Source organism: Nostoc sp. UIC 10890 (assembly GCF_054786515.1).
The window spans coordinates 1-11,792 of sequence record NZ_JBSGKF010000025.1 but is presented as its reverse complement, the minus strand read 5'-3'; the positions used below and the strand labels follow the sequence as shown (position 1 = coordinate 11,792).

Below are 11,792 nucleotides of genomic sequence, written 5' to 3'. Positions count from 1 at the left end.
ATCTGTTTTTTTTACTAATTAATAAAGTCAAAATTCCCATAATTCCTAGTCCAACTATATTAGAAGGTTCGGGAATAGATTTATTTATATTAGGAGAAAAAATCGCAAATGTCCGAAGGGAATCAATATCTGTTCCCGCGAATATTTCTGGATTGATCATCCTGTATATGTTAACACTACAATATACATTAATTTGACAAAGTGCATTATACAGTTCATCGCGTTGTCGATCTTGATAATAATTGCTATGGTTTCCCCACAAGCCTCCAAAAAGGTTAGTAGGAAGATAGGTGATATTTCCTTGCTCGTCTATAGTTGCTACCCGAGGAGAAGCAGACTGTTGAGGAATGATATAGTCTGTAGTGCCTTGCATCTGGTCAGAAGCAATAACAGATGGATAAGTTGTTTTTAAAATGCTATCAATGGCATTAATTGAAGCTTTAGCGCCTTCAGCATCTAGCCAAAAAGTGGGCAAAAGCGTCAAATTAGAAGGATTACCGAATAAATTACTGAAAGTATCTTGCACGAATTCAACGTTATATGAATTGTCCTGAATTTGTAATCCCTTGATAGCCGTAATATTTCCTTGACTATTAAAATTAATTAAAGCAGCCTTAACGGGGTAAGAGATGAGACTTAATCCTGATGTTGCCAGCATTAACACACAAATTGACTTTAGACCAAGCATAGCTGTAATTGAGTATCCAAAATTTTGTCTAAATCTTAACGATTCGTTATTGACAAGTCAACCGAAGTTTAGAATATTTGCTCAGAATTCATTTAATTCACCAACGGCAAGGAAATACTGGTAGAGACGGTATGGGGCTGGGAGTGGGAACAAGTGCTGCAATATGCAAGTAGTTGAAGTGCGTAGCTAGTCGCAGACATCGCTCCCATACCGCTTGTCTATTTTAGGAATTATTTTATCTGAGCTAAAATTCTTTTACTTTGGTTCTACTCTCAGATAAAATTGTGTGGCCACAAACTTAGTATCTCTCTTAGTTGGATCTACGTTTTCTATTACCTCCGTTATACCTACAGCAATCAAACCTTTACCAAAAATTTCGCTTGTTGCTGCCTCAAGCTGCTTTTGCGTTGCAGCCGTTTGACTCAAATCGATTGACGAGACTTGAGAAATCCTCGGTTTATTCAAAACCAGTTGATTTGTTGAGAAGCAAGGGGTTGTGATGCAACGAATGCCATTGTCTTTTAGTGCCACAAAAGTACCTTTTGCTGGGGCATTTGTCGCAGCATAGAAGGCTTCTTTTACTCTCAAATTCCCAAACTCACCGAATCCAGGAAATGTTATTGGGACGATGTTACCTCTGAGGATCACACGGCTACCATCATCATTTTGAATTTTTATTAGTTCGTAAGGCGAGACTTTCAGGGAACTCCAATCAATTGCAGACACATAGCATTCAGAGCGAAAAACACCATCTAAGCAAGGAGTAGCTTTCAAGTTGACTTGCTTTATAAAATACCCACCGCATACTGGAGAAGCACATTTGCGAAAATCTCTTCGCACCATGTAATATCCCCACTGTGGAAACTCTTGATTTTTGACGCTGACTGCAACAGAATCAGTAGTCTCTGGAGCAGAAATATTTTGCGCCGATACTTTGGAGAAAAATCCGTTGGTGAATATTATTGCACCTAATAGAGGAATAATTGAGGCTTTGTAGTTCAATGATTGTTTGTTCATGGTAGTTTTCGATTTTATTTGAGGGTTAAATACCTTTGTTAAGAGCAGAGTTAACAGCATTTCTGGCAAAACCTGACAAAATACCTGTACACAAGCTCGTAGTTGGCGAGGTAGATTGGAATACCATAACTTTTACACTACTGACAATAGGTTAAAAAACCTTGCGGGAAACCTTAAAGGAATTTTAAGAACTCATTGTTTTAGACAAACGTTACCAGTACGCTTACCGTGAAGGATGCGCGAATTCTTCACAAGGCTGGTAGCAATGAATACGTGGGGCTGAACGGTGGGCTGAATTATAATCCCGCAGATGTCAATTTTGGTAGCGTGTATGTTTTAACGACCAAAGAGGGAATTGTCTACGAAATTGATGCAGCCACGGGCGATTTGTTGACAGTTACGGACACTAACGGGAATAAGCTTACATATACGGATGCTGACATTAAGCTAATGAGCATTTAAGTTGCATAAAAGCAGGGCTAAAGCCCTTACTACAAGCGAATCGAGCTGGAAAAATGAATGACGATTAGCTTAGTCATAACCGCAGCAGGTGTTAGCGAACAAGCGGGTGCAAAGCAGGTACTCTCCAAACTTGAATTATTGCGCGATCGCTTTCGTCGTTTAGTTACAATTTGGGTTGATGGAGGGTATCGAGGCAAGGATTTCCAGCACTGGGTTATTGATCTATACCGATGGATTTTAAATGTAGGCAGCCGTCATGAGGAACAAAAAGGGTTTGTAGTTTTGCCCAAGCGTTGGCTTGTTGAGAGAACTTTTGGTTGGTTCAATTGGTGTCGGCGACTGAGTAAAGATTATGAAGTACTTCCTGAAACTACAGAAGCATTTATTTATGTCGCAATGATCCGTTTAATGCTCAAACAACTTGTGTAACTATCATCACTTTCTCAGAACTTTTCAGACATCCTCTTACAGTTAGGAAAGTTTGACTAGTTTAGAACACAGATCATAGCGGCTTTGATGGCAAAAATCTTTTCAATAACATCAGAGACCACTTTATCTGGTGTCGAAGCTCCAGAAGTAATTCCTACAACAATTAGACCCGAAGGTAACCAATCTTCAAATACTTCAATGTCTTGATGCAACTTTTTATGTTGGATGCGGTTACCTGGCCCCAAGCGCTCTGCACTATCAATGTGGTAGGAAGGAATCCCGCGTTCAGTGGAGATTTCGCAAAGGTGAGTCGTGTTAGAAGAGTTAAAACCGCCAACAACTACCATCAGATCCAACTTGTCTTCTACGAGCTTAAACATTGCATCCTGACGTTCTTGGGTAGCATCACAGATGGTGTTGAAGCTGAGAAAATGGTCATTAATATTGGCTGGGCCATACTTACGCATAAGCGTCCGCTCAAACAACTTACCAATCTGCTCGGTTTCTCCTTTGAGCATGGTAGTCTGATTGGTGATACCCACCCATTCTAAGTCAGTATCAGGATCGAATTCAGGAGAATAAGCTTTGGCAAATTTGGCTAAGAATTCCTCAGGGTTTCCACCATGAAGAATGTAGTTGCAGACATACTCTGCTTCTTGCAGGTTTAGGACAACAAGGTACTTATCTGCGTAGGAACTGGTTGCAATTGTTTCTTCATGGCTGTACTTACCATGAATAATTGAAGTGTAGTTACGTTTTTTGTGCTTCTCAACGCTATTCCACACTTTAGATACCCAAGGGCAAGTCGTATCCATAATTTTACAGCTTTTTTGATTTAACAGCTGCATTTCTTCAATATTAGCACCAAAAGCAGGTAGAATCACAACATCTTCCGTACCAACAACAGAAAAATCCTTCTTTCCCTCTTCGTTGACCGGAATAAATTCAATTTGCATTTCCCTCAAGTTTTGATTGACAGAGGGGTTGTGAATGATTTCGTTGGTAATCCAAATACGCTCGGTGGGAAATTGCTGATGTGTCTCATAAGCCAAAGCGATCGCTCGTTCTACTCCCCAGCAAAATCCAAACGCCTCTGCTAGCTTAATTGTGACATTACCTTTGTGTAATGTGTAGTCGTTCTCCCGTATCTGCTGAATTAAGCTGCTTTGATACTCAGAGTACAGCATCTTGGTGACTTCTGTTTGATGCCCAAATCCCTTACGATAGTAATGTTCGGAACTATGGAGCAACCGCTTAAATGCTTTTGTATCCATCCCTAACTCCTGTTGTCATAATAAATACAGTTTTGTTATCAATGAAAAATCAACAGTGATAATTGATAACTGTTTACTGGCTAGTGAGTTCTAGCTGTGATGTAAGTAAGTCGGCACGGTAAAACCAAGGTATGTTTAGTTTTGTAAGAACCCTGAAACGATTTATTTTAAGCTGTTTGCGAGATTTACACTTCGTTACATAGATTGATTTTTTAACGCCGACTTACTTAGTCAGTGATCGCTATCAGAGGAATAGCCTTTTGTCCAAAGGTAGCGAGTTCAGCCTTAGCTTCCTTGATCAACTTTCTTTTTCGCCTGATATCTAGATTCTTCAATGCCCAATAAACTAGGGTAAGTTGCTTTTTGTGCCTGTAAATCTTTGCCTGCGGTTTTATATCATGTCCGGCTAATTAGTTACAATTACCACATCTGTACAAAAATCGGAAAACCATCTTTCCGCCTGCTCCCTGCGGTCTTAATGAGATAAGTCTTTAACCGGACATGATATTACCTATTTGTTCCGCACTTGCCGTGATGTCCAGCACATCACCAATAATCTCAAAGACTAGACCAATATTGCTAACTACTTTTGACCACACCCGTTAAACAAGATTGTAGTGCATCCACACATTAGGCTCTATGTAAGTTCCTTGATTGTTTGTAGAGTCAATTTTTAGAGGCAATAATCCTTCCGGAATAACATAATCACCTGTTTCTGGAAAACGCATATTAACTCTAGCTTCCCAATTACTAATAGTATCGATAATGGTTGCAGATCTAGAACAAATACCAACTAGATTAGCCCCATGCCTAACATGAGTACGTAACCAAGGATCGAAGGGAAGACCGTTTTCATTTTCCCAAGTAATGTAGCGCTCCATAGGCGTGAGAGGATAAAGATGTTTTAAGGTTGGACGCGCAGGAACAATAAGCGAACTAAGCTTATTAGCTTGAGCTATTTTCTTCATCTGTTGGAGCATAAAACTGCTTATTTGCCTACCGCGATACTCAGGTAGAACACTAATGTTTAGAGCGCATAAAATATTAGGCTGATAACCTTGTGAGTGATCGTCGGCAAACATTTGAGTTGCCGCCCAAGTAGCACCTCCGTCGGGTAACTGTTCTAAGTTTTCTTTCCATGCTAAGGGAATACAATTTCCCAGAGCAATGATTTGCTGCGTAGCTGATTCTACTAGCGCATACTGGTACTCTGGATAGAGCTGATATAAACCCTGGTATAAAACAAGCCAATCTTTATTGGTGTCAATGTCATAGGCGAATAGTCGCTGCAATCCCTGCTTTAAAAAAACTTTACTCTTTTCATAAAAGTTCGGTATCTCTAGCGTAGTTACCGTATGAAAATTGAAGTCATCTTTCACAATTGTTTGTCCTTTTTCTTCAGGGCTATTTTATTAACTGTCTCTTCCAGTTGAGTTAAAGTCAAATTTATGACTCTCTCAAGTTTAGTAAACATTGATTATTCGTATGATACTTAATACTAAGCACAACTTTTTTGAAACTAGTGAGTTCTAGATGTAATGTAGTCAGCAATCGCCATCAGAGGGATAGCTTTCTGTCCAAAAGGAGCGAGTTCAGCTTTAGCTTCCTCGACTAACTTTTTCGCCTGATATCTAGATTCCTCTATGCCTAATAAACTGGGGTAAGTTGCTTTTTGTGCCTGTAAATCTTTGCCTGCGGTTTTACCTAGTTGTTCCGCAGTTGCCGTAATATCCAGTACATCGTCAATAATCTGAAAGGCTAGGCCAATATTGTAAGCATAACGAGAAAGCCGTTGCAAAACCTCTTGATTAGCTCCTGTCAAGAGCGCCCCTGTGACAACAGAAGCTTCCAATAAAGCCCCAGTTTTATGGGTATGAATAAAGTTGAGAGTTTCTAGATTAATATTTTTTAATCCCTCCGATTCTAAGTCAACAACTTGACCACCTACTAAACCTGTTGCTGCAACTGCATGGCTTAATTTCACAACTACCTGCAACAACTGCTCAGATCGTACTCCTTTCGTCTGAACCAGAATAAACTCGAAGGCGTAGGCTAAAAGTCCATCACCAGCGAGAATAGCAATGTCTTCACCATAAACCTTATGATTTGTCAGTTTACCTCGCCGATAATCATCATTATCCATAGCAGGCAAATCATCATGAATTAAAGACATAGTGTGAAGCATTTCTAGTGCACAAGCAGTAGGCATCGCCATTTCCACTGTACTTCCAGATAATTCACAACTAGCAAGGCACAGAATTGGCCGCAAGCGTTTTCCCCCAGCCAGCAGGGAATACCGCATAGACTCATAAATTTTTTCTGGATAAACTACAGCAATTGAGCACTCAAGCGCCCTTTCAATTAAGGCTTGTCGTTCTAATAAATAGGTTGACAGATTAAAGGTAGCTACTTCTGGAGATATGTCAACTTCAAGCACTTGTAATGATTTATTTTTGGTATCCACTACCTTGATTTCCTGACTAGATAGTTGGCTTTGGTTATGTATAGAATCTTGAAGCGAAAATTCAAAAATTTTAGTATTCATTTAAGACATCTCCTCAATATTATGGCACTAAATTTGATTTATTTAGCTGTTACTTTTACTCAAGGCAAAAATTCAGTTGATAGCTATGAGATAAATTAGAATCTTGCCCAAGGATTAATATTTTTCTCCATACATTTTTGATAAAAACATACGATGTACAATAAATCGAAAATCAAAATGATTGCATATAAAGTTTTGATGAGTAGTGTTGTGGGATAGGTTTGGTCTACCAAAACTTCTGCCATTAGTGTTTGAAAGCTTAAAGTTTTATCAATATCACCAGGAGCATCAAAACATGAGCCTAAAAACGCAAACATTGTAGCAATTAACTTGTAAATTGCAATGTAGATGGACTGCCCAGCTATGTCATTGCGTTGAAGAAGCATATATACATAAAGAATTGAAATCATACAGTTTATTCCAAAACCTGTGTAAACTCCCTTCGTATCATTAAATTCCGAAGCAATGCCCAAAATAATAGAAAAAGAAATAGCTATACAAGCTAAAAAAACTAATCCAAAATTCTTCCTTTTTATGGGAGATGGAAAATCTTTGTATCCATAGAGGAAGCATTGCCAAACAATTGGAATGTCGAAGGTAAACCAGGCGATACTAGCATATAGTAAAGCGTTACTAGGTGGTATATAAATAAATGAATAAATAGCTTCCCATGAAATATTTGCACTAAGAGCTACCATAGGCATACCTAATGAACGGTCTTTGAAACCTCGCCAAATAATGGCCACATATGTAAATACCCATGCAACATCACAAACAGAATTCAAAGTCGCGCCTATACTCATAAGTCATACCTCATTTAATAAATAATAGATGCTAAAACTTTAACAATTGTAGATGCGTTAATCATAAGTTATCCCCAAAATCCAGAATATCCTAATAAAACATAAAGCCATATATGTAATATAATTTCATAAAACTAATTCGTGTTTTAGTTTGCCTTGAGAAACAATGATTAACCTGATAGTTTACAGTTGATTAAAACAAAGTCGTATTAAAACAGTTAAAGTCATAAACAATGAATATTAATCTCAGCTTTAGTTCACAAAATTGAACACAGCTTATTGATATTACTGATGAAGCTGAGAAAGTGCTAATTCAATTGATGGAGCTAGAATTACTCTTTTAACTATGACTGGCTACATAACCAATTTTTCAGCTTAGTTTTAAGGATCTACCCAGCGATTGTCCGCCTTTATTAGGTTAATCAATTCTTCGACACCTTGAGATTCAGGAACCTTTTTGATTTCTTCTTTTCCACGATACAAAGAGATATAACCAGGCTGTTTCCCAACATAACCGTAGTCAGCATCTGCCATTTCTCCAGGTCCGTTGACAATGCAACCCATGACTGCGATATCTAGACCAGTAAGATGTTTGGTTGCTTCTCGCACTTTGTGCAGTACTTCTTCTAGGTTAAACAAAGTACGACCACAAGAAGGGCAAGCAACATACTCCACCATCGTTTTCCTTAAACCCAGTGCTTGCAAAATGCTGTAGCACACGGGAATTTCTTTCTCCGGAGCTTCTGTAAGCGATACCCGAATCGTATCCCCAATCCCATCAGCTAAAAGTGTGCCAATCCCAGCAGTAGATTTGATGCGTCCGTATTCTCCATCACCAGCTTCTGTCACACCTAAATGTAAAGGATAATCCATACCTAGCTCATTCATTCGCTGTACCATCAGCCGATAAGCGGTTAACATTACTGGCACTCGTGATGCCTTGAGAGATATAACAAGGTTGCGAAAGTCTAAAGATTCACAAATGCGAATAAACTCTAGTGCAGACTCTACCATACCTTCTGGAGTATCACCATAGGTAAACAGCATCCGTTCAGCAAGAGAACCGTGATTGACGCCAATTCGCATTGCTTTGCCTTGATCGCGTAGAGAAACCACAAGGGGTTCTAGGGTTTCACAGATCTTTTCGCCAATATTGTCAAATTCGGTGTGGGTATATTTGGTTCTATTAGGTTTTGGCTTTTCAAATACGTACAAACCAGGATTAATTCGTACCTTCTCAACATACTTTGCTACTTCCAAGGCAATCTTCATGCCATTATGGTGTACATCAGCCGCCAAGGGTACAGCAAGGTAGGTTTCGACTAATTTCTGTTTGATTTCACTTAAGGCTTTGGCGTGAGCCAGACTAGGCACGGTGACACGGACAATCTCACAGCCAATTTTGTGAAGGCGAATAATGGCAGCTACTGAACCTTCTATATCTAAAGTGTCTTCATTAATCATGGACTGCACCACTACAGGGTGACCACCGCCAATGGTGACATGACCAACGCGAACGGGACGTGTTTTACGACGGATAACGGTGGTCTCAGAAAGTGGGCGGGAAGAGGTATTGACAATAGTTGGAGATGGAATAGTGAACATAGATTTTTGCCCCTGGATATCAAAGTTTAGCTTCAAGTTCAACACTTCAAAAGAAACTAGTAGCACTTTGCGGAATTTGAAATTTTTATACCGCAAGCGTTTCATTGATTTGCAATGAGTGGTTTATTTACACTGTGCTGTACTAATAAACTTGAGAAAACTTTTGTACTGGCAATGTAACAGCTTGTCGTATTTGCTCGGCAATTTGTACACTAGTTAAGCCAATATCTGCTTTGGATTCCTCTGGAGTTGCGTGGTCAATTAATTTGTCAGGGATTCCTATCGGTGTTACTGGCACCAATACGTCATGTTCTTGCAATGCTTCTTCTACAGCTGAACCAAAGCCTCCAATTACGCAGCCCTCTTCTAAAGTGAAGACTCGACCAATTTGTTGAGCTAGTGGCACAATCAATTCAGTATCCAGAGGCTTAACAAAGCGAGCATTTACTACAGTAGCTTGAATGCCATACTCACTCAAAAGTAGAGCTGCTTGCATAGCTGGGTAAACCATCGAACCATAGCCGACTATGAGAACATCATCGCCGGAACGCAGGATTTCGCCTTTACCGATGGGCAGAGGCTCCCAGCCTTCCTCCATCAAAGAGACACCATAACCAGTACCGCGAGGATACCGCATAGCAATCGGACTCTTCGTGTGTTCTATGCCAGTGACAAGCATTTGCTGAAGCTCGGCTTCATCTTTAGGAGCCATTAGTACTATGTTAGGAATGCAACGCAAATATGCAATGTCGTACATTCCTTGGTGAGTTGGTCCATCTGCACCAACAATTCCTGCTCTATCCAGGCAGAAGAAGACAGGCAAGTTTTGAATGCAGACATCATGAATAATTTGGTCGTAAGCGCGTTGTAAGAAAGTAGAGTATATTGTCACGACTGGGCGCATACCTTCACAGGCTAAACCAGCTGCTAGAGTAACACCGTGTTGTTCGGCAATACCTACATCAATATATTGATTGGGCAGCTTTTCGTGCAGTTTGTCTAAACCCGTTCCCGTTGACATTGCAGCAGTAATACCGATAATTTTAGGGTTTTGTTCAGCAAGTTTCACCAAAGTGTAAGCAAAAACTTTGGTATAAGCGGGAGGCTTAGGTTTGCTGGAAGGGATGGCTTTGCCGGTAGTGAGATTAAAGGCGGTTTGAGCGTGGTAGCCTACTTGGTCTTTTTCGGCTAATTCGTAGCCTTTACCTTTGACAGTGGCTACATGGACTAAAACTGGTCCTGTTATCTGATGTGCCTGCTCAAAAGCGGCGATTAATTCCTCAAGATTATGACCATCTACAGGTCCAATGTAAGTAAAGCCTAGTTCCTCAAACATGGCTCCCTCTTTGGTTACTGCCAAACGCTTCATCCCTTCTTTAAGACGTCCAAGTTCTGGCGAAAGGGAATCCCCTACAATAGGTAAATGTTTGAATTGTTCTTTGAGGTTGTCTGATAAAAGCTGTACTGATGGATTCAAGCGTAACTTATTCAGGTAGCGAGAAAGAGCACCAATATTCGGGGAGATGGACATTTCATTATCGTTAAGGACTACTAACAGATTAGTGTTAGGTAAGTGACCTGCATGGTTAATCGCTTCTAATGCCATGCCACCTGTCAGTGCCCCATCACCAATCACAGCTACCACTTTGAATTTTTCACCTTTCAAATCTCGTGCGATCGCCATACCTAGAGCAGCAGAGATACTTGTGGAAGCATGTCCTGCACCAAAGTGGTCAAACTTGCTTTCACAGCGCTTGAGATATCCTGCAATACCGTTTCTTTGCCGCAGTGTGTGAAAAGAATTGTAGCGACCAGTAATCAGTTTATGCGGATAGGCTTGGTGACCCACATCCCAAATAACTTTATCACGTTCTAAATCTAAGGTTTGGTAAAGTGCTACCGTGAGTTCTACTACACCTAATCCAGGACCAAGGTGACCACCACTAGCTGCTACAGTTTCTAAGTGCTTTTGTCGAATCTGAGAAGCAATTTGCTGAAGTTCTTGAATTGACAGATCGTGTAATTGGTTAGGATGAGTTAAATCTTTCAGATGCATATATATCTCCTGTAAAAAGCAAGTAATTTTAAATGCTTAATAGTACCCGGGCATTATTATGAGCTTAGTCTGTTAAGCTAATCAGCATTCAAGTTGCATAATCAGGGCAGGCAAGGTGCCCACCCCACAAGATATTGAGAAAATTTTCATCTGCAAATTAGATGTGTTTTAGCTTACACCAATTATCATTTTGTAGCCATTTGCAGCCAAATCTATTCCGGCGTATGTAAGTGCTGTTAGTCCAACGGTAGATATAACCACGCTGATGAAAGAGTAAACCAAGAATAGTCCGGAATCCATTTTGAAAACTTTCATTGTTACACTCACAACCCACACACCAAGCAATGGAGTTATTAGTAGAACAAAGCCAATTCCGTAAACATCTATCCAATTTCTAAATCGTTGGGATGAAAAACGGCCGAGCCACGTTTTGACTTGTGGTATTTGACTAAAACGCTCATAACCATAGTGTATTAGTAGAACAGCAGTGTAACTACCTGCGACAGACCAAATTACAGTTGAACAGTAATCTAGACCGAGAGCGATGGCTGAAGGAATAGCTACATAAATTTCTGAAGCTGGAAAAAATCCAAGAAAACAAACCAAAAATGCCTTTAAAATGTACTCTATCATCTTTGTCCTTTTTCCAGGTTAATGAATGTTGGTTCTGAGCTTATCGATACTTAGCATTCATAAACTTGTTATAGGGGCGCAAGTCTGTAACAAAGTATCAAGCCTTTACTAGAAAAGACACACCAATCGCACCATAGAAATTATTGAGTTCTAAATTATCCTGCTCATCTACCGCTGTACCTTGACCTAAAAAAAGACGGGCAATCCGAAAGCGGTGATAGTTTTTGAGCAATTGTGATAGTGTCAAATGATGAGTTTGTTGCCCCGCGAATAAATTTCT

Annotated in this window: 12 protein-coding genes and 1 pseudogene; 2 read left to right on the top strand and 11 right to left on the bottom strand. The window is 39.9% G+C overall.

Going from position 1 to position 11,792, the window contains the following annotated elements:
* Together ACWATR_RS37460 and ACWATR_RS37455 are read right to left on the bottom strand one after the other, a co-directional pair.
* On the bottom strand, positions 1–688 hold a 688-nt coding region (locus tag ACWATR_RS37460; protein WP_460344651.1), incomplete at its 3' end, for a PEP-CTERM sorting domain-containing protein.
* 255 nt (positions 689–943) lie between these two features.
* Positions 944–1,705 (bottom strand): DUF6748 domain-containing protein, encoded by a 762-nt coding sequence (locus tag ACWATR_RS37455; RefSeq protein ID WP_460344648.1) that lies wholly within the window; start codon positions 1,703–1,705, stop codon positions 944–946.
* A 228-nt stretch (positions 1,706–1,933) separates the two neighbouring features.
* Here ACWATR_RS37455 and ACWATR_RS37450 point away from each other — a divergent pair, with 228 nt between their 5' ends.
* The gene (locus ACWATR_RS37450; RefSeq protein ID WP_460344645.1) at positions 1,934–2,167 is read left to right on the top strand and encodes a hypothetical protein; all 234 of its coding nucleotides are present in this window, start codon (positions 1,934–1,936) and stop codon (positions 2,165–2,167) included.
* Positions 2,168–2,224: 57 nt separating this feature from the next.
* Positions 2,225–2,596 (top strand): transposase, encoded by a 372-nt coding sequence (locus ACWATR_RS37445; protein ID WP_460344642.1) that lies wholly within the window; start codon positions 2,225–2,227, stop codon positions 2,594–2,596.
* A 56-nt stretch (positions 2,597–2,652) separates the two neighbouring features.
* Here the strand turns inward: ACWATR_RS37445 and ACWATR_RS37440 are convergent, their stop codons facing one another.
* The 9 genes and pseudogenes from ACWATR_RS37440 to ACWATR_RS37400 all read right to left on the bottom strand — a co-directional run.
* Entirely contained in the window at positions 2,653–3,870 is a 1,218-nt protein-coding gene (locus ACWATR_RS37440; RefSeq protein WP_460344639.1) for a 4-hydroxy-3-methylbut-2-enyl diphosphate reductase, read from the bottom strand.
* Positions 3,871–4,097: 227 nt separating this feature from the next.
* Positions 4,098–4,263, bottom strand: a pseudogene (locus ACWATR_RS37435) (polyprenyl synthetase family protein); the annotation flags it as partial.
* A gap of 209 nt (positions 4,264–4,472) precedes the next feature.
* The gene (locus ACWATR_RS37430; RefSeq protein ID WP_460344636.1) at positions 4,473–5,249 is read right to left on the bottom strand and encodes a GNAT family N-acetyltransferase; all 777 of its coding nucleotides are present in this window, start codon (positions 5,247–5,249) and stop codon (positions 4,473–4,475) included.
* A gap of 140 nt (positions 5,250–5,389) precedes the next feature.
* Positions 5,390–6,415: a geranylgeranyl diphosphate synthase CrtE gene (crtE, locus tag ACWATR_RS37425; protein ID WP_460344633.1), complete on the bottom strand. Its 1,026-nt coding sequence runs from the start codon at positions 6,413–6,415 to the stop codon at positions 5,390–5,392.
* A 95-nt stretch (positions 6,416–6,510) separates the two neighbouring features.
* The gene (locus ACWATR_RS37420) at positions 6,511–7,218 is read right to left on the bottom strand and encodes a transmembrane-type terpene cyclase (protein ID WP_460344630.1); all 708 of its coding nucleotides are present in this window, start codon (positions 7,216–7,218) and stop codon (positions 6,511–6,513) included.
* 381 nt (positions 7,219–7,599) lie between these two features.
* A complete protein-coding gene (gene ispG / locus ACWATR_RS37415; protein ID WP_460344627.1) occupies positions 7,600–8,823 on the bottom strand; it encodes a (E)-4-hydroxy-3-methylbut-2-enyl-diphosphate synthase in 1,224 nt (407 codons plus the stop codon).
* A 142-nt stretch (positions 8,824–8,965) separates the two neighbouring features.
* On the bottom strand, positions 8,966–10,879 hold the full coding sequence (gene dxs / locus ACWATR_RS37410) for a 1-deoxy-D-xylulose-5-phosphate synthase (protein ID WP_460344624.1): 1,914 nt from the start codon (positions 10,877–10,879) through the stop codon (positions 8,966–8,968).
* 168 nt (positions 10,880–11,047) lie between these two features.
* On the bottom strand, positions 11,048–11,512 hold the full coding sequence (locus ACWATR_RS37405; RefSeq protein WP_460344621.1) for a small multi-drug export protein: 465 nt from the start codon (positions 11,510–11,512) through the stop codon (positions 11,048–11,050).
* A gap of 97 nt (positions 11,513–11,609) precedes the next feature.
* The coding region (locus tag ACWATR_RS37400) for a hypothetical protein (protein WP_460344618.1) at positions 11,610–11,792 on the bottom strand (183 nt) is incomplete at its 5' end.